The following is an 18,404-nucleotide window of genomic DNA, read 5'->3' as shown; positions in this document are numbered from 1 at the left end:
TCGCTAAGCTCTGCGGGCTTAATAAATGAAATGAAAAGAAAAGAAAAGGAACGCGATTTGCACATCGCTAAAAGCTAATAAACAAGGTAATTTGAACGGTAAAAAAGATCGCTGATGGAGCGGAAACATTTCTCTTTGACGAGAAGCTAAAAAATTTAAGCAATAATAAACGAACGATAATATGAATAAGACAAGAGGGATACGACTAAAATTATCATAAAATACCGCGGTTATCCGATGATGTGGCGGTTGCCAAAGTGCGGTGAAATCATGCCGTGTTTCCGGAGGGGCATAAATCAAACGCGCATCTATCAGTAAATGCGCTAAATGAGAAGAAGAACCACCGATTGCTTCGGCAATTTGTGCTGGAGAATTGAAAACTTGCATACGCACCTACAACAAAATACAGCCTAAAACTAACGCTTTATGAGTATTCTAGAAGAGGCAGAAAGAATTACAACGCTTTTAGTTGAAATTAGTGATCTCCGTCAAAATAAATCTTTCCGTATTTACAAGGATTAAGCCGTCATTTTTAATGAATTTTCAATCATCTATTTGGCAAATAAAAAAGCCCACTTAACCTGGGCTTTCTTAAGGAATGATTCCTTATTAATAGAATGACTATTCAACCTATAAGCTTATTGTTCTTCATCCACAACAAACTCAAACCAATCAATCACATCACATTCATGAATGCCATTTTGGATTAACACGCCTGCACGTTTTACGCTTTCAGGATCGCCGCTAATTAACGGGTGCCATGACGGCAAAGGTTTGCCTTCATAAAGTAAACGATAGGCGCAAGTCGTTGGCAGCCAACCAAATTCAGGTAAATTGTCTTTGGTCAGTTTGGTGCAATCCTCTTCCAACTCAAAACGTTTCAAATAATGACCGCACTTTCCCGTTTCCAAATCCAATAAATTGCACGCGATACGGGTGTAATACAAACGCTCATATTTGCCCTCGCCATCAATATATTTACGATAACAACACTTGCCGCAACCATCACATAATGCCTCCCATTCGGCATCATTCATATCAAGCAGGTTTTTGTGTCGCCAGAAATCAGGTTCTAATTGCATAGGATTATTTACCTGTTTGGTTTTAAAAGCGGGAATTATAGTGAGGAACGCAGCCTGTGACAAATACTGAAAGAGAGGTTTAGAAAAACCAAAAAGTGCGGTCAATATTGACGATGTTTTTCAACGGGAAAAACACATCGGATATTGACCGCACTTATCCTAAAAAATAACAGATTAACGGTAGGTGACGCGTTCGTTATCGGTTAAATGAATGGTGGTTTCGGCTAATTTGGTTTCTGCAATGACCTTGCCGTGTCGGATAGAATAACGTGTCGGCACTTGACGACGTACCGCATCAAAGCCATTCTCTGCCGGTAAAATGATAAAGTTAGCGGCATTCCCCTCTTCCACGCCATAACCTTGTAACCCTAGCGCTTTTGCACTGTTTTCAGTCACTAATTTTAAGCCGTCGTTAATTTGTCCGTAGCCCATGAGTTGGCAAACGTGTAACCCCATGTGTAACACCTGCAACATATTCGCGGTTCCCAATGGATACCAAGGGTCGAATACGTCATCATGGCCAAAACACACATTGATATTGTTTTTCAGCATTTCTTTCACGCGGGTCACGCCACGGCGTTTTGGATAAGTATCGAATCGACCTTGCAAATGAATGTTGACGAGCGGATTAGCCACAAAATGAATTTTGGATAATTTCAACAAACGGAAAAGACGAGAGGCATAGGCATTATTGTACGAATGCATTGCAGTGGTGTGGCTCGCCGTCACTTTGTCGCCCATTTCATATTTCAATGCCAATGCGGCAACCGTTTCCACAAAACGGGATTGTTCATCATCAATTTCATCACAGTGAATATCGATTTGTTTGTTGTATTTCCGGGCAATATTAAAGGCAATATGCATGGATTCCACACCGTATTCACGAGTGAATTCAAAATGCGGAATCCCCCCAACCACATCTGCGCCCATTGCCATGGCTTGATCCAACAAGGCTTCGCCGTTTGGATAAGATAAAATCCCCTCTTGTGGAAATGCCACAATTTGAAGATCGACCCACGGGGCAACTTCTTTTTTCACTTCAAGCATGGCTTTCAGTGCGGTTAACGTAGGGTCAGACACATCCACATGGGTGCGCACATGTTGCACGCCATTTGCGATTTGCCATTTTAAGGTTTTCCACGCACGGGATTTAACATCCTCATGGCTCAATAAAGATTTTCGCTCAGCCCAACGTTCAATCCCTTCAAATAACGTACCGGATTGGTTCCAGTTCGGTTGTCCTGCAGTTTGTGTCGCATCCAAATGAATGTGCGGTTCAACAAACGGCGGATACACAATGCCCTGTTCGCCGTCTAAAATGTCACCGGAAAAATCAATCTGTTGTTCGTTAGGCAGAATACGGGCAATCTTGCCGTCTTCAATGGCAATCTGCCATAAGCCTTCACGGCCGTTAATATGAATATTTTTAACTAACATTTATCGCTCCTATTTGAACGCCAATTTTTTACCGAATAACGGCGTTAACACAAAATAAGCCACTGCGCCGCCAATAACGGCATTTAACGGAATAATACCCGGCAAGAATTTACCGCAAGCAATCCCAATTGCCACAGAGATAATGGCTGTCCAGTTGATGGTGACAAATTTTGCTTGTTCAAAATTGGCATAGGCCTTATTACGCAAAATATAGTCGGCAATGATCACGCCACCAATCGGTGGAATCGCAGCAGATAAAAACGTTAACCAGCCCACAAAGTTGTTGTATAACCACAAGGCACAAAGCGTACCGATCACACCGTTTAACACCGATAATGGACGGCTACTCCAACCGGTAATGTTGGCGAAACCCAAACCGGAGGCATAAAGCGCGTTATCGTTAGTTGTCCAAATGTTTAAACCAAGCACAATAATCGCCGGCAGAATTAATCCTTGGGCAACCATCACATCAGAAATATCAGACATCCCGGTCACGGCTGCCCCGGCGGCGCCAAAGACGAACATTAATGAGTTGCCCAAGAAGAACGCAATCATACTGATTAAAATCGCTTGTTTGGCTTTGCGTCCGAAACGCACGAAGTCAGCCGTTAATGAACCAGCGCTGATGAAAGAACCCACAACTAAGGTAATCGCCATCGGTAAGGAAATCTCGTCTTTCGGTATGATATTTTCTAACACAGATAAACCACCGGCATCCGCTACGGCCAAATACACCGAATAAGAACCAAGCAAAGCAATTGCCGGCACCGCAATGGTGGACAGAATAGTCAGCGCGGAAATACCGAAGAAAACCGTAATGGTCATTAATAACCCTGAGCCTAAAATTAAATAGTTCACATCAATGCCGGTAACTTTATTGACCGGAATCGCAAACATGGCCACCCCGACACCAAACCAGCCCACTTGGGTGCCGCCTAAAATTAAAGATGGCAACCAAGAGCCTTTCACACCAAAGGAATAACGCGCCAAAATATGGGTTGTTAAACCGGTTTTTGCTCCGATGTAGCCAAGAAATGACGTGTAAATTCCTAACATTAAGTTACCGATGATCACGGCTAACCAGAAATCATGGTAAGTGAGTGATGTGCCTAGCGTGCCGCCCGTCCACATACTTGCAGAGAAAAACGTTAATCCCAGCATAACAAACGTCAATGCCACCGCACCTTTACGTTCATGTTGTGGAACGGGCTTCAAACTAAAATTTTCAGAACTCATTTTGGTATCCTTTCAAAGTAAAAAAATCGGCAAATTCTAATCTTTAGCCAAACCAAAAGCAAACGTTTGCTTGATGAAAAAGAATAAAAAAAGTGCGGTCAATATTGACAATGTTTTTCAACGGAAAAAACACATCAGATATTGACCGCACTTTCTCTCGCACTCTCCTTTCGCTGCGACAAACGCCTTTCTTCATCAAAAATCCCGACAATTTCTTGTTCACCACGACGGGCGATTAAATGGGTTTTCGTATTTCCGATAATGCGATGCTAAAAGGTGATTAACTTACATAAATTCTGCAGAAAATTTGATAGCGAAGGAACAATAAATTCTTTAAAATGCAACGATCTTGATATTCAGGTCACTTTTTATTCATAAATATATAAGGATTCTATGATGAAAAAATTCTATCCGGTTTTATTATCAGCAAGTATTTTAGCATTAGCAGGCTGTGCAACTGAGGGCTCCCGTACCGTAGAAGTACAAAAAGTCACCAGCTACAACACGGCTTATCATGGCGTAAAAGCGCCGATTTCCGTCGGTAAATTTGATAACCGTTCAAGCTATCAAAATGGCGTATTCTCCGATGGCGATCAATTAGGAAATCAAGCAAAAACGATTTTAGTTTCTCATTTACAACAATCAGGCCGTTTTAGTGTGTTAGATCGCACCAATATGTCTGAAACTGCAGCAGAAGCAAAAATCAAAGGTAAAAAACAAACCTTAAAAGGCGCAAATTATGTGGTTACCGGTGACGTAACAGAATTTGGCCGTAAAACCGTTGGCGACCAACAATTATTTGGTATTTTAGGTCGCGGAAAACAACAAGTGGCTTACGCAAAAGTCACCTTAAATATTGTCAACACCCAAACATCCGAAGTGGTTTATTCCGTTCAAGGTGCCGGCGAATACAATCTTTCCAACCGTGAAGTATTAGGCTTTGGCGGTACATCAGGATACGACTCTACACTCAATGGTAAAGTGTTAGATTTAGCTATTCGTGAAGCGGTAAACAACCTTGTTTCAGGTGTTGAAGCAGGTCAATGGAAACCTGCTAATTAAGGGTTAGATAATGAAGAAATTAACACTTCTTGCATGTTTGTCTGCCGTCGCTGTATTGACGGCATGTTCATCAGGGCACAAACAACACTCGCTCTACACTTGGAATGGTGATGTTTACCCTTCTTCTGTTTATCAACACCTAACACAAGAAGGTGATCCGCAAGAACAACTGCAAAAATTAGAAGAACTGGCTCAACTGGATGGCGGTAACAAAGTGCCACCCGGTTTATACGCACAAATTGGACTTCTTTATGGGCAATTAGGGAATCCGGGAAAAATGGCTGAATCTTATCAAAAAGAAATGAGCCTGTTTCCTGAATCAACGCAATACATCAATTTCCTGTTAAATAAAGGAAAAAAAGTAGAGACAGCCCAAGAAAATCGCGCAAATAAAAAAGCGAAAAAAGGAGAGAAAAAATGAGAAAAATTTCACTCTATTTAGCCATGGCTTGCGCATTTTTGCTTTCTGCGTGTTCTACAATGAAGCCAACGCCGTATGACTACACCAACTATTTAGAGAGCAAACCGCACTCTATCTTAGTGTTGCTTCCAACCGATACGACCAATGATGTAAAAGGCTCCCCGGCTGTATTGGCACAAGCCATTTCGCCATTGGCTGAAAATGGCTACTATGTTTTTCCACCGGCTCTTGTTTATCAAACCTTTAAAAATAACGGGTTAACACAAGCGCAAGAAATTCATAACGTCAACCCACAAAAACTACGCGAGATTTTTGGTGCCGATGCCGTGCTCTACATTAATGTGGACGACTACGGTGTGAATTACCAAGTGTTCGACAGCGTAACCAGAGTGAAAGTGAGTGGCAAACTCGTTGACTTACGCAATGGTAAAACCTTATGGGAAGGCAAAGGCTATGCGGACGATGCTGAAAGCAATAACAACGGCGGCGCGCTTGCTATGCTTGTGACGGCAGTTGTTAAACAGATTGCCAATAACGTGTCCGATAAAGGATATAAAGTGGCAGGATGGGCAACCGGAAATATGTTAGGTCGTTCTTGTAATGGCTGCTTGCTTTACGGCCCAAGACATCCATCATACGGACAAGATCCTCAATTAAAGATGCCTAAATAATCCCCTTTCGATAAACCAAAGGCTGATTTTGACACACCGTCAAAATCAGCCTTTTTTAATGAATAAGTGCGGTCAATTTTTGAGAGGTTTTAAAACTCTTTGAAAATTGACCGCACTTTATATCCCAATTCAAACTGTATGCATCTTAAGTATCAAACAGCGCTGGTATCTTTAGTCGAACTTAACATTCTTTGGGCATAGTTTTCGAAGCTGCCAAGTGATTAATATTCTCAGAAAAAACCACCTCAAACTTATTATCTTTTGAGCAAAAATTTAAGAATTCTATTGCATTATTACAGTCATCACTTAAAGAAATACAACCATACCCTTTTTCTCCAAAATATTGACTTTATTTTTTTTCTTCTTAGAATCGTTCTTTGGATTACAACCCTAGTACCTAGCATCAAAGGAAACTTCATATGAAATACACATTAAGTTTGTTAATGATATTAACCTTGTCCGCTTGTGGAGTAGTTGGTAATGCTACCATTTCTGACAATTCGTTAAAAAATAAAGCCGCATTTGCATTAAATGTTCCGGCTGAAAGTATTAGAATTTCTAATCGCCATGGAGACATCGATTCAGTCAAATTCGTAGCAACAACAGGCGGTAAATCATACTCTTGCTATGTAACCACTGTCATGGGAGCAGTTTCATCTGACGCCTTATGTTCCGGTTCAAATGTTCATGGCGGCAAAGGAAGTCGAGGAGGATCGAGTTGTAACGCTTTATTGAAAGCTGCTGGCCGCTGCTAATAATTGCCGTAAATCGAGCAAAAGGTCGTCTGAAACTATTTCAGACGACCTTTTTTATAAATCATATCTTGCTCTTTTACTCTTGAGTTTTCCCCCCACGATGGCGCAAGCGTCCTCGCTTGTGCCTATCAACTAAAAGTGCGGTCACAAAATCCAAAGGATTTTGAACATTGGTTCTCCCAACGTTTATGGGTAAAATTCGCAATGTTTTTATTAAACAGCACCAGCGTGGACGCTGGCGCTATCATTGGGGAGATTTTAAAACGCTTTGGAAATTGACCGCACTTGATATTTCCATTTTTCCAATCTACTTGTAAATAATTTAAAATGGGCTTTATATAGCACACTTTTAAAATCTATTCCCAAAGTAAATTAAATGCCCTTTTTGGAATACTTTTCCATCAACTCAATCACCGGTTTAAATTTAGGATCTTGTGAACGATATTTTTTTATCCCTTCTAAAATACCATGCTGTCCAGTAAAGAAATCTACATCTCCCCCGTTATCTAGCATTAATTGAAGCAAATCTAGTCTTTCTGGGAAACCATTAATATAGGATAAAGGTGTAATTCCTCTTTCATTTGGTAAATTAGGGTTTGCACCAGCCTTAAGTAACTCTATCGCAGCATCAATATTTTTACCTCTTAACGCATAATGCAATGGTGTCATTCCATATATATCCTGAGCATTAATATCTATACCCTTATTAATTAGATAATTAATAACATCAGAGGATGGTTTGTTTGACTCAAATCCTAATAAGGCTTTATGCAACCAATTCCAATGCTCTACAGGAGTCACTTCCATAATATTCCTTTCCTTATTTTGAAAAAGCTCTTCCAATAAAGTTAAATTACCAGAATCCATTGCATCTAAAATTTTTATGCCCATCTCTAACTTATTATTCATTTATTTTCCTCTTTCAAAGTTTTTCATATCATGAAAAATTCGTTCAATATCATCTTTGCTAGGCATCTCATTTCTATGACTTCGATTTTCAGAACGATTCTCCAACGATGGCGCGCGTTTCCTAACGCGTGCCTAAAACATCAATACCTATTAGTTCAAATCTTCACTATTCTTATTAACAACTTCATTTTGTTTATTTTTAGATAGATACAAACTCGCATTATGAAACGCGCGCTATCTGATTTGAATAAATCAAAGGCCGATTTCGACACACCGTCAACATCAGCCTTTTGATGAATAAGTGCGGTCAGTTTTCAACATGTTTTTCTGCATTGAAAAACGCCTCAAAAATCCACCGCACTTTTTATTTCTGCCAACCGCTAAAAGGGATTACATTGTGCCGGATTGCCGCTGGTTAGCCCCACTTTAAACCATTGCAAACGCTGGGCTGAAGTGCCATGGGTGAAACTATCAGGAACCACATAACCTTGGCTGCGTTTTTGCAAAAGATCATCGCCTACCGATTCCGCTGCATTAAACGCTTTTTCAATATCGCCACGTTCAAATAAACCGCTTTTTACCGCTTGTGATGCCCACACACCGGCATAGCAATCCGCCTGAAGTTCCAATTTCACGGAAAGTTGATTTGCTTCTGCACGGGATGAACGACTTTGCAGACGATGCACTTGTGTCAACGTGCCGAATAAATTCTGTACATGATGCCCCACTTCATGGGCAATCACATAAGCAAACGCAGATTCGCCGGCTGCACCCAGTTTATTTTTCATGTCGTTATAAAACGATAAATCCAAATAGACCCGCTGATCATTCGGACAATAAAATGGCCCCATGGCAGATTGCCCCGTGCCGCACGCCGTCGGGGTTACGCCGTTGTAGATAACCATGCGAGGTTCTACATATTGTCGGTTATTTTTGGAAAAGTATGTGGACCACACTTCCTCTGTGTCGCCTAATACCACTTTGGAGAGTTTAAATAATTGGTCTTCTTGCTGTGATTGCAAAGGTGAACTTTGCGTAGTGCCCACCTCCATCTCACCAACTAAGCCCGATAAATCCACGCCATAATAAGCGCCGACCAAAATAATGATCAGCCCCAAAATACCGGTCGGTTTTCCGCCACCGAAACCACCGCCCGAGGAGCGTCTATCTTCCACATTTGAACTTTCTCTACGACCTTGCCAACGCATAAGCTTTCCTATCTTTAAGTTAAATTCGCGCTATTCTAATCTAGAACCCTTTTTCCCACCTAACATTTTATTCCTAGACTTATATGGCTGAATTGGGTATGTTGTGGCTCTCTTAATGAATCAACAAGGAGATGAAAATGGGATTATTTGATTTTGTCGGCGATATCGGCAAAAAAATTTTTAGTAAAGAAGAAGAGGCTTCCGCCGCAGTAACCCAACACATTAACGAAGACAACCCGGGCGTTGCGGATGTGGCGGTGAAAGTCGAAAACGGCGTAGCGAAAATTTCGGGCGTCGCCAGCTCTGCCGGTGCTTTAGAAAAAGCGGTATTAATGGCGGGTAACATCATCGGTATTAGCAATGTCAATATTGATGACGTGACGGTAAAAAACGGCGAAACCCTTGCCGGCGATGATGAATTTTATGTCATCCAAAAAGGCGATACCCTTTGGAAAATTGCTGAAAAACATTACGGCAATGGAAGTAAATACACGGCAATCGTGACAGCAAATAAAGAAGTGATTAAAGACGCAGATAAAATCTTCCCGGGCCAAAAAATTCGTTTACCGAAAAGCTTATAGTGTTATTTAAAAACGTTTCGATAAACGACCGCACTTCGCGTCTAAATTAAACATCATCTGCACGTGAATATGTCAACACCATAAACGATTAATTCACGTGCAGATTTTTTATGGAAAACATTAAACTAATTTTAAGGTAGCCGCAAAAGATGCTATGCACGATGGCGCGTGTTTCCTAACGCGTGCCCAAAACATCCGTTTCAGTTGATTCAGGTCCTCACTATTTTCATTAACAACTTTATTCGGTTTGTCTATTTTAGTTAGATTCAAGCACGCGTCAGGAGACGCGCGCTATCTAGGGACTATAACTTTTGATAGCATGCTCTTATTTTACTTTTTATCGTCCATGCATTTTAATGTAGCAAGACTTGCTTTTCCCCTTTCCTCAGCAGTTCCTCTTGGTAAATTTTTAGTTTTCTCATAACATAGATCAAATTTTTTCTCCTCCTCAGGAGTCATATCAGATATAACATCACCATTCCAGAACCGAACAAAATAACTATTAGAAGAAACACATGCTGTCAAAATACTACAAACCAAAAAGATATATAGATTTATCTTACTCATGTTTTTTATCTCCTGAATATGTTATTACTTTAGGTAGAGAAAGATTAATATCCGCACTCCCCCAAATATTTTTGAAATCTTTCAAATATTTATTTTTGGCTTGATTAGATTCAGGAACTATTATTCCTCTTAAATCTATAGGGTTCCCATTATCATCCACGAGCTTTTCACTAGGAATCTCAGCATAATAACTACTATGAGAGTAACATAATAAACATGCTCCACCGGTTGTATCATTAAAACCTGTCAAACCTAAATTCCATTTATTGCCTACAAAGTCAGATTTATGAACGGCAGACTTAACTTCTGTTCCATTACTCGATTGCCAAATTCCATTTTTATCTTTATAAATATAACCACCATTGTTTTCAACTAGGTTATTCTTGTAACTTTGTACATTCGTTGCTGTGCCAAAAAAACGAGACTCTCTAATTGGAATGTTCGTTAAGCCATTTCTATTTGCATATTGAAGTGCCACACTTGCAGTTAAACCACCTCGACTATGATTACTCAGATCAATTTGATAACCATTTTGTTTTGCATAATTGTACAACTTAACATTTGCTTTCTCTGCAGTGGTTAATGGCAATCTGCCTCCCAATAAATCATTCGTTTTATCATAAGCAGCATAAAGCATTTCCGAAATAATATTACCTGTTGGTCGATTATAGACAACAACGACCCCCACGATGGCGCGCGTTTCCTAACGCGCGCCCATAACATCAATTTCATTTAATTCAGATTTATACTATTTTCATTCACAACTTTAGTTTGTTTATTCTTAGATAGATATAAGCACGCGTTAGGAAATGCGCACTATCTGGGGTACCTCATTTAATAAACAATGTTATTTGAGAAAGCTCCTTTAACTCATTAAATTCAAAATGAACATACTTATTATTAATACTATACCTAATCCAATTATCAGAATAAGCTTCAGGCTTTCCAAATTTCACAATTAGATCATTTTGAGTAAATTTATTATCTAAATCAAAAAAAAGCTGTTCTAAAAAAGGGTACTCATAATACTCATTGTTATATTTATTTACATAAAAAAATATAGATTCCAAAAACTCACCATCATTATTTTTAGAAAAAACAAAATCGACTCCTCTTTTAAAAAAGTGAAAATAAGTATGTTGAATATTATCGCATTCAAAATACTCCACTTCAAAATCCGTAGCCACAATAGAAATAGCTTTTAATATTAAGTTACTACCTTGTTTTTCACCCAAAGCATTTAAAAAAATATTTATATCACCCACAAATTTTTTCATTTAATTCCTCTACTTTTATTTCTTATAATAATTTCATTTATTGCATCTTCAACCGCCAAAGAATCATAACCTTTATCTATTAAAGATTTTCTCATATGATTAATATCACACTCTTGTGCGTAGCATAAATTACTAGCATCGTTAACTATTTGAGTTTTTGTATTTTTTCCTCCATATGTTCTACTATTAATATGTGTATCTTTTGGTACAGCTATTGCTGTAGCCTCATCTCTTAATGTTTTTTCCTCAATAGGTGATAATTTTCGCCCCAACTTATTCTCTTTTTCCTTCTTCAAAGCAGCAAATGATGGAATGTGATCTAAATCAAGATTATCTCCAACAATTGAGCGTTGCTTTAAATTTTTATAGCTATTAACATCAAGAGCTTTAACATTTTCAAATTGTTTAATAGCCTCTTTTTGATACTTAAGAACATCCGTCGCATTTCCTGCTTTTTCTGCAGTCCTAGCCATCTGGTTGACTTTCTTAAAAGATTTTAGTGGAGGAAACACCACTCCCACTGTAGCTAAAGCATAATCTATAGCATCCTCTGCTTCAGCAAATGATTTCGCATCACCTAAAACAGGGGTAAAATCAGCTAGAAAAGAGGCAACATCTCCCGTTGCTTTCAAGTTATTAATCAATTTAGGATGACTTTTTGCAAATTGTTCAATTGCTTTTTTTTCTGTTTCACTAATTTTTTCTTGTGCTTTCGCACTAGCTCCCCAATCCTCCTGTGGATTATTTATTACTGATTCTAAAGAAAAATTATTCTCCACCGCCCTTTTAGCCGTCTCTGCCCCAGAGGTTGCAGCAAGCAAATTACCCCCTTGTTCTGCTGTGGTGCCATTCGCCTTCGCCGTCAATGCCGAAGCCAGTCCACCTGCCAGTTGACTTAACGTGCTAATGTTTTCCTTCTCATTTGCCGTTAATTCACTGACCGGTTTGCCATAAGCTCTCGCGATGATTTCAGCGGTTGCCTCACCTGTTACCCCAGCAATTGCGCCCGTCAATGGGTCTTTGCCTGTCACTTGGAACTCCACTGCGGAAAGAAGGGCATGCGCCATCAGATTCGCAGCTTTGTCTTTTGCCGTGTCGCCTGCCGTCATCTCATGGATTTTTTGATTGAGATAAGGCGAAGCCAGTGCGACAAGACTACCTGCGGTATCATTTTGTGCCGCCGCTTGTAATGCCGCCGTCACCGCTCGAATCGCCATCCCTTTTTCACTACCTATGCCGTAAGTGCGGTCGATTTCACCTTGAGTTTTCGTGATTTCGGCTTGAATACTTGTCAGTTGTTGCTTAATGGCGGCAAGCTGTTGTTCATTACCGGCTTGTCCCTTCAAGGCTTTTTCTTGCTCTTCCAGCTTAAACTTCTCAAGCCCTAGCTTGTTGATTTTCTCTCGCTCATTATACGTGGCGATGCTTATCGCGTTGTTCGTGATGTCGCCTATCACTTTCGCCATTTCTTGGCGTTCTTGCACTTTTTGTAAATCTTGCTTTTCAACTCGTTGATTCGCATTCTTCGTATCCCGTGAAAGTGCGGTCAGATTTTCCGGTGTTTCGGTCTCTATCTGAATGTTGCCACTAATAGCTGATTTGGTGGTGCTTCGCTCTCTTTCATTCGTGTTACCTAATAAGCTCAACGCACTGCTAAGCGCCTGCATCGGGTTAATGCCTCCCGTGCCCGCACTGATGCTCGCACTTTCGGTTTTTATCTCACTGCGGTTTTCAATATCGGTATGTGTCAGCGATTTTGTTTTAAAGCGGTTTTTACTTTCATCGGCACCACTTTCGATGATAGCGGCGTTCAGTTGAGCATGGTTGTGGATGTTGGCATCCATGCCATCCTCTCCGACACGAATCCCGGCTTGTTCATTGACTTGCGCATAATCCACTTTTGCCTTGTTGTAAGACGCACTCACCGATGCACCACCGCCCGAACCATACGCCACCGAGCCGCTTGCACTCGCACTCGTTTGTTTCGATTCGTATTTTTCCGTATCTTGACGGCTCGTTATTGTCAGATTTTGAATATCCGCTTCCCAACGTTTTGCTTTAAGATTCGCCGCATCAAGGGTTAAGTCGCCTTCCTCACTGTTCGTGATGATTTTATCTGCCGTTAGATGGCTGTTTTGCCAACGTTCGCTATCCGAGTTCGACTTGCCCTTCGCTACATTCACCGAACCCTCTATCCCCAATCCGTAACTATTACCGTTGGTACCCACAAAAACACCGACACTACCGCCGGACGATTTATTCTCCGTACGCTGATGCTCTTCGTCTTTCACCCCTTTGATGTCAATCCCCTGCTTGCCGGAAAGGGCCATTAGCTTAGCATTTGCATCCACGCCTTCAAAAATGACTTTTTCACCACGGGCTTTAATATCTAGTATTCCTGTATTGATAGTTGATTTCTGATGTTGAATACTTTGGCTTTCACTGGTTTGCGTTTGTTTTTGGCTACCATAACCAATACTAATTTTGACACTCGGGCTGGACGTGGTTCCGTTTTGTTGCATATTCCCTGCCCGCAATGCATCTAACGTCTCTGCTACCTTACCGACATTTTGTGCCGCCATTGCAACTTCCTCTGCCGCTTTTATGCCATAAAGGGCTTTGAGTTTTGGATTACTGACTTGTTGTGCGCGTTTTACACTGTGATAGACAGCTTGCGCCATGTCGGTTACCGGTGTACTTACCGCCAAATTTACGCCGGATTGTTTATACTCATGGCGCTCATTAGAATGGATAATATCTTTCCCCGCCTCAACCTTCACGCTCGCGCCTTCAATATCTATACGATTCGTTTTCGGTGTTATCATGTCCGTGCCCATCACTTGAGCATGATTGCCGGCACTGATTTTTACATTGCCATCCATTGCCCCCAAGGTGCTTCGCGCATCCGATTGCGTCCAACCTTCCGATTCAACATGATGTTTTTCTGATTTCGAACCAAAGGTGATGCCTCCGCCACTCGTAAACACACCCGACGTCTTCTTCGTTTGTTGATGCACTTCTTTGAATCGATTGGTGTCCGCCGCTAGAACAACATCCTCTCCCGCTTGAATACTTAGGTTTTTATCGGCAATGCCCTGCAGTCCTTTGGCTTTCACATCTTTGCCTGCACTTAACAAAATATCTTTTCCACTAAGTTGCGTGCCTACATGACTGTCTAATTGTGCTTTGTCTAAGCTTGTCTTTGTGGTCTTCGCTAAACTGCCGCTTTTCGTTTGATGGAACTCCTCAAAATCAGAGCTTTCTTTTGCTCCATTCAAAACCAAATCGTTTTCTGCAATCGCGGTGAGTTTTTCGGCACTTTCAAGTCGGGCCCCTTCCGACAAGAGGTCTTTCGCCGCAACTGTGACATCCCCCTTGCCTTTGATATGGCTCACCACTGCCTTTTCTATTTTCTCGCGGCGAGAGTCATTGCCTCCCCCCATCTTTTCATCATACCCCACCGAAAGTGCGGTCAGATTTAAAGCCGTTTTAGCTTGAACCAGCGTGGTGCCTTTACCTTCATTGATAATATCTGCGCCCTGTGCCTCCAATTTATTGGAAGAAAGATGTAATGTGCCGTCTTCCCCCTTCACATGGAACAATGCTTTACGTGCAAGCGTGGTTTGCTCGCGTTGAAAACCGGATAACGCGATTTCATTTGTGGCTGTCGTACTTCTATGAGTTAAATTACCGCCTACATTTGCCACAAGCGTTTTTTCGGCTTCTACAGTACCGCCGATGTTGTCAAAATTGCCTTTTGTTTGGATACCGACTTGTTCACCTTGAATGACGCCTTCATTAAATAAGCTTTCCGCATTTAACAAAGCGAGTTTTCGTCCGACAATAGTTCCGCTGTTAACAACCTGATTACCGTGTAAATCAATCTCTTCCCCTGAAAGCAAACTTCCCTTTCCATTGATATCGCCCGGTTGAACCATGGCATATACACGTGGCGCCATGACGTTAACTTGTTTACCACTTGGTAAAGTCACTGTTTTTTCTTCAAACCATACGATATCCGACGTTAGTTGTGCCACTTGAGCAGCTGACAATGCGACACCCGGCGTAAGATTGAATTTTTTTGCAAACGTAATACCGTTATCCATTAATGCCTTATATTGACTTTCCAAATCTTTGAATTCGCCTAAAAACATTTTACCGGTAAGTTGATTGATTTGGTCGCGCACTAAATGCTGCTCATAATAACCGTCACCAAGGCGTTTAAGGACATTTTGCGGATCGCTACGTAATGCGCTGAACATGTAGTCACTGTTAAGCCATTTTTTGCGATCAGTAAATGCCGGATCTGTTTCGATTAATGCGCCCTCTGTTTCCGGATTGAGTCGGTATAACGAAGAACTTGGCAATAACACCTCATTCGCTTTTGTCATTAAGGCTTGGCTTTGGGACGGATGGGTGGACGAATTATTTCGATAATCCACCTGTTCCTTACTTTGTGCCACCCCCATTTTAAATTCTGTTGTCACATGGTTGTTATAAGCATTGACTGAACCCCAATCCCGCTGGAAATAGCGTTTAACCCCGCCACGCCAGCGATCTGCCGTCCATTGTGATGTGCCGTATTCATTTAATACGTGATAGCCGGTTTCATCTTCATTGCGTACATCACCATTTAAGCTTAAACGTCCGCCGGATATCATCTGGCTTCGATCATTGAGTACTTGTGCACCATTGATAACAATATCTCCGCCGGCCAAAATTTGGCCTGGTAACGTGGTTTTTACAACGCTTTCATCAATGACTCGTTGATTAAGTTTGGTTATCCAAAAATGGCTAAAGGTTTTACCCAATAAACGTTGATTATGTTCGGCAATTTTACTTTGCAAAGCATTAAACGCCTGTTCATTAGCATCAATCCAACGTTTAAATGGTGCAATTGCCTGCTGATAATCATTTAAACGTGTTTCATAAGTTACTTTTTCTTTTTCATAATTGGCTAACGCAATGTTGTAATCAGCAACAGCTTTCTCATAATCCGCCAAACGGGCAGCATAGCTTTCCGGTTTTTCTCTTCTGTTTTTTCTTGGTTTTTCAACTTCTGTTGGTTTGATCGGTTCTTCAGGCATTTCAATATCCGTTAAACCTGCCGGCATCTCCGTTGGTGCTTGAATGCCGAAATAAGCCCATGCCGGATTCTGTGGCCCATATACGGATTCCGGTTTTAAGCGGCAACTGGCTTCATTGGTATAATCTTGACACTGATATTCGTTAACTGTCGGTAATAGTCGATCTGCACGAATTTCCTCTCCTTCTTCTAGCGCCTTTGCACCGTCTTGACGAAATGCCAATTTCCCTGCACGACTAAATGGAATCCATTTTAATAAAGCATAATCAATCCGCTCTTCAGTTTTATAGCCTTTCGGAATGACATAGCTCTCTGAAATCGGCTCATCTGATTGGTTTTCAATTTCTGCACGAAAATGTAGATTTCGATTAACTACATCAGCAACATTTAAGCGAATTGCCCCAGACGAAGATTCAATTGTGCCACTTTCATTTAATAATTGAGCCGCTTGCCCCTCCGCTTGATATTGATCATTAAGCGCGCCGGCAATCGTCACTCCCTTCTCACCATATAATGTCGAGGCACCTTGTTGACTTGCTACGTAATTTGCTGTCTTGTTGTGGATTTTTTGTGCCCCTAAGGTGAGTGTATCCCGTGCAGCAATAATCCCATCTTGACGGATACCATCTGCGTTTAGCTCATCTTCATTGATAATCGTCGTTGCGCCAATAGCAATTTGGTTACCATAAATACGTCCGGAGCCGGTATTTTGCACTGTATCCGCTTTAATAATTAAATCAGGCTCGCGCTGTTCTTGTTCTCCACGGCTTTGAATTAATCCTCGATTGTTTACGGTCTCTTTAGTATTAATACGCACTGCCTGGCTTTGAATTTCCCCTTGAGATGTTTGTGTCAAAGCTTTTGCAGATAGGCTAACTTCTTGTTTTCCACCAATGACACCTGATTGCGAAATTTCATGCTGACTTTCAATTTTTGCCTTGCCTTGATGAGATAAAAGATGTCCACCTTTTTGATTATCGATGCTTTGTTGAGTGCGAACATGAAGATCCTGTTGAGCTTGAATGTGCCCGCTATTCACAATTCGTCCTTGACTATCAATGTTCACCTCACCGGCAGAGGCGCCGATGTGGCCGGCGTTGCGTACACCGAGACCTTGGCCATTATCCACCAAATGAATTTTCTCGGCATACATGCCGCCCAATTGGCTCACATCCACGCTGTAAGCTTGAGGGTTTTCTAAAGTGCGGTCGCTTTCAACAGTGTTTTTATCACCTACATAAACCACCGAATCATTCGTGCGATCAACTTTGTTTTTACCCGTGGTGACTTTAATGGCTTTTTTCGACCACACACCGCCATCAATTTGCGCGTTTTCTGCAATGATATCGGTATAATCCGCCTGGCGGTTATCCATGCCCTTGCCGGTCACCTTAACTTTGCCACCGTTGACTTCATACCCTTTGAGCTCACCATTTTCTAATTTAGCTTTCCCCGTGGTCATTGTGGCGCGTCCTGCGTTAATGACACCACAACCATCGCAATGGATACCAGTCGGGTTCGCAATCACAACATCAGCCTTTTGTCCGGCCACTTCTACATAGCCCTTTAACCGACTCGGAGCGGATGAATTGACTTCATTTAAAATCACCTTCGCTTCACCTGCGGCTAAATTGGGGTTGCCTTGTACCCAACCTGCCGTTTGGGTTTGTACCGCCTTACGAGCGTTGTTTAATACGGCGCCTTTTTCCGCTACATCAAATTGCGAATATTGGTTACGCGACACACCGCCTGCACTTGGTGTTTGAATGTTGACTTGTGGCAAACCATTCGCCGTCTGTAACACCGTTGGTTGTTGATTGCCTGGTGCTGATTTGTCTGCGCGAATCGCCATATCCGCATTTGCCAATGCAGCAGGAGAAACGAAAACAAACCCCAACGCTAACATAATGCTGAAATGAACCGGTGTGAGAGTGCCGAATAAAGTAGAAAGTGCGGTAGCTTTTAACGTTGTTTTTATCTCTGCACTTTCAACATTTTCGCTCGTGGCTTTGCCTTTTGATTTGGCAAGTTCCGATACAACCACAAGTTGATTTAATGCTTGGCTAAAAATTACTTTGTAATGTTTTTTATTCATGATGTTTCCTTAATAAT

15 protein-coding genes are annotated in these 18,404 nt (G+C 41.4%); 5 read left to right on the top strand and 10 right to left on the bottom strand.

Annotated features, from left to right (window positions below; genetic code table 11):
* Nucleotides 1-18: 18 nt before the first annotated feature.
* The 4 genes from ACO5E4_RS02515 to codB all read right to left on the bottom strand — a co-directional run bounded on the left by ACO5E4_RS02515 (nt 19) and on the right by codB (nt 3,755).
* Entirely contained in the window at nt 19-387 is a 369-nt protein-coding gene (locus ACO5E4_RS02515; protein WP_485861969.1) for a hypothetical protein, read from the bottom strand.
* 251 nt (nt 388-638) lie between these two features.
* Complete coding sequence (locus tag ACO5E4_RS02510) at nt 639-1,082, bottom strand: YcgN family cysteine cluster protein (RefSeq protein ID WP_048750348.1); 444 nt, start codon at nt 1,080-1,082, stop codon at nt 639-641.
* Between the two features lie 174 nt (nt 1,083-1,256).
* Nucleotides 1,257-2,519 (bottom strand): cytosine deaminase, encoded by a 1,263-nt coding sequence (locus ACO5E4_RS02505; protein ID WP_485861968.1) that lies wholly within the window; start codon nt 2,517-2,519, stop codon nt 1,257-1,259.
* Between the two features lie 9 nt (nt 2,520-2,528).
* A complete protein-coding gene (codB, locus tag ACO5E4_RS02500; protein ID WP_314953601.1) occupies nt 2,529-3,755 on the bottom strand; it encodes a cytosine permease in 1,227 nt (408 codons plus the stop codon).
* Between the two features lie 396 nt (nt 3,756-4,151).
* On the opposite strand from codB, the gene ACO5E4_RS02495 reads away from it, so the two are divergent.
* From ACO5E4_RS02495 to ACO5E4_RS02480, 4 genes are all read left to right on the top strand, one after another.
* Nucleotides 4,152-4,817 carry a CsgG/HfaB family protein gene (locus ACO5E4_RS02495; protein ID WP_314953621.1) on the top strand — a complete coding sequence of 222 codons (666 nt, stop codon included), beginning with the start codon at nt 4,152-4,154 and terminating at the stop codon, nt 4,815-4,817.
* A 10-nt stretch (nt 4,818-4,827) separates the two neighbouring features.
* Nucleotides 4,828-5,238: a DUF4810 domain-containing protein gene (locus ACO5E4_RS02490; protein ID WP_006718155.1), complete on the top strand. Its 411-nt coding sequence runs from the start codon at nt 4,828-4,830 to the stop codon at nt 5,236-5,238.
* The gene (locus tag ACO5E4_RS02485) at nt 5,235-5,909 is read left to right on the top strand and encodes a DUF799 domain-containing protein (protein WP_485861967.1); all 675 of its coding nucleotides are present in this window, start codon (nt 5,235-5,237) and stop codon (nt 5,907-5,909) included. The genes ACO5E4_RS02490 and ACO5E4_RS02485 overlap by 4 nt, the downstream gene beginning before the upstream one ends.
* A 419-nt stretch (nt 5,910-6,328) precedes the next feature.
* Entirely contained in the window at nt 6,329-6,664 is a 336-nt protein-coding gene (locus tag ACO5E4_RS02480) for a hypothetical protein (RefSeq protein WP_109103768.1), read from the top strand.
* A 372-nt stretch (nt 6,665-7,036) separates the two neighbouring features.
* Here the strand turns inward: ACO5E4_RS02480 and ACO5E4_RS02475 are convergent, their stop codons facing one another.
* Nucleotides 7,037-7,573: an ankyrin repeat domain-containing protein gene (locus ACO5E4_RS02475; protein WP_485861966.1), complete on the bottom strand. Its 537-nt coding sequence runs from the start codon at nt 7,571-7,573 to the stop codon at nt 7,037-7,039.
* Nucleotides 7,574-7,953: 380 nt separating this feature from the next.
* Nucleotides 7,954-8,781, bottom strand: a complete 828-nt coding sequence (gene ypfJ, locus ACO5E4_RS02470; RefSeq protein WP_485861965.1) for a KPN_02809 family neutral zinc metallopeptidase — start codon at nt 8,779-8,781, stop codon at nt 7,954-7,956.
* Between the two features lie 137 nt (nt 8,782-8,918).
* On the opposite strand from ypfJ, the gene lysM reads away from it, so the two are divergent.
* Entirely contained in the window at nt 8,919-9,362 is a 444-nt protein-coding gene (gene lysM, locus ACO5E4_RS02465; RefSeq protein ID WP_485861964.1) for a peptidoglycan-binding protein LysM, read from the top strand.
* Nucleotides 9,363-9,692: 330 nt separating this feature from the next.
* On the opposite strand, the gene ACO5E4_RS02460 is transcribed toward lysM, so the two are convergent.
* The 4 genes from ACO5E4_RS02460 to ACO5E4_RS02445 all read right to left on the bottom strand — a co-directional run bounded on the left by ACO5E4_RS02460 (nt 9,693) and on the right by ACO5E4_RS02445 (nt 18,387).
* A complete protein-coding gene (locus ACO5E4_RS02460; RefSeq protein WP_485861963.1) occupies nt 9,693-9,929 on the bottom strand; it encodes a hypothetical protein in 237 nt (78 codons plus the stop codon).
* Nucleotides 9,922-10,617 (bottom strand): hypothetical protein, encoded by a 696-nt coding sequence (locus ACO5E4_RS02455; protein WP_485861962.1) that lies wholly within the window; start codon nt 10,615-10,617, stop codon nt 9,922-9,924. Before ACO5E4_RS02455 ends, ACO5E4_RS02460 begins: the two co-directional genes overlap by 8 nt.
* 142 nt (nt 10,618-10,759) lie before the next feature.
* On the bottom strand, nt 10,760-11,206 hold the full coding sequence (locus tag ACO5E4_RS02450; protein ID WP_485861961.1) for a hypothetical protein: 447 nt from the start codon (nt 11,204-11,206) through the stop codon (nt 10,760-10,762).
* On the bottom strand, nt 11,203-18,387 hold the full coding sequence (locus ACO5E4_RS02445) for a two-partner secretion domain-containing protein (protein WP_485861960.1): 7,185 nt from the start codon (nt 18,385-18,387) through the stop codon (nt 11,203-11,205). Before ACO5E4_RS02445 ends, ACO5E4_RS02450 begins: the two co-directional genes overlap by 4 nt.
* Nucleotides 18,388-18,404 lie beyond the last annotated feature (17 nt).

Source organism: Aggregatibacter sp. (assembly GCF_057314075.1).
This window is presented reverse-complemented; position numbering and strand designations above follow the sequence as displayed.

Bases quoted from the DNA above. Each gene is read 5' to 3' on its own strand.
- ACO5E4_RS02515 (WP_485861969.1), bottom strand. From the start codon at position 387: ATGCAAGTTTTCAATTCTCCAGCACAAATTGCCGAAGCAATCGGTGGT.
- ACO5E4_RS02510 (WP_048750348.1), bottom strand. From the start codon at position 1,082: ATGCAATTAGAACCTGATTTCTGGCGACACAAAAACCTGCTTGATATG.
- ACO5E4_RS02505 (WP_485861968.1), bottom strand. From the start codon at position 2,519: ATGTTAGTTAAAAATATTCATATTAACGGCCGTGAAGGCTTATGGCAG.
- codB (WP_314953601.1), bottom strand. From the start codon at position 3,755: ATGAGTTCTGAAAATTTTAGTTTGAAGCCCGTTCCACAACATGAACGT.
- ACO5E4_RS02495 (WP_314953621.1), top strand. From the start codon at position 4,152: ATGAAAAAATTCTATCCGGTTTTATTATCAGCAAGTATTTTAGCATTA.
- ACO5E4_RS02490 (WP_006718155.1), top strand. From the start codon at position 4,828: ATGAAGAAATTAACACTTCTTGCATGTTTGTCTGCCGTCGCTGTATTG.
- ACO5E4_RS02485 (WP_485861967.1), top strand. From the start codon at position 5,235: ATGAGAAAAATTTCACTCTATTTAGCCATGGCTTGCGCATTTTTGCTT.
- ACO5E4_RS02480 (WP_109103768.1), top strand. From the start codon at position 6,329: ATGAAATACACATTAAGTTTGTTAATGATATTAACCTTGTCCGCTTGT.
- ACO5E4_RS02475 (WP_485861966.1), bottom strand. From the start codon at position 7,573: ATGAATAATAAGTTAGAGATGGGCATAAAAATTTTAGATGCAATGGAT.
- ypfJ (WP_485861965.1), bottom strand. From the start codon at position 8,781: ATGCGTTGGCAAGGTCGTAGAGAAAGTTCAAATGTGGAAGATAGACGC.
- lysM (WP_485861964.1), top strand. From the start codon at position 8,919: ATGGGATTATTTGATTTTGTCGGCGATATCGGCAAAAAAATTTTTAGT.
- ACO5E4_RS02460 (WP_485861963.1), bottom strand. From the start codon at position 9,929: ATGAGTAAGATAAATCTATATATCTTTTTGGTTTGTAGTATTTTGACA.
- ACO5E4_RS02450 (WP_485861961.1), bottom strand. From the start codon at position 11,206: ATGAAAAAATTTGTGGGTGATATAAATATTTTTTTAAATGCTTTGGGT.
- ACO5E4_RS02445 (WP_485861960.1), bottom strand. From the start codon at position 18,387: ATGAATAAAAAACATTACAAAGTAATTTTTAGCCAAGCATTAAATCAA.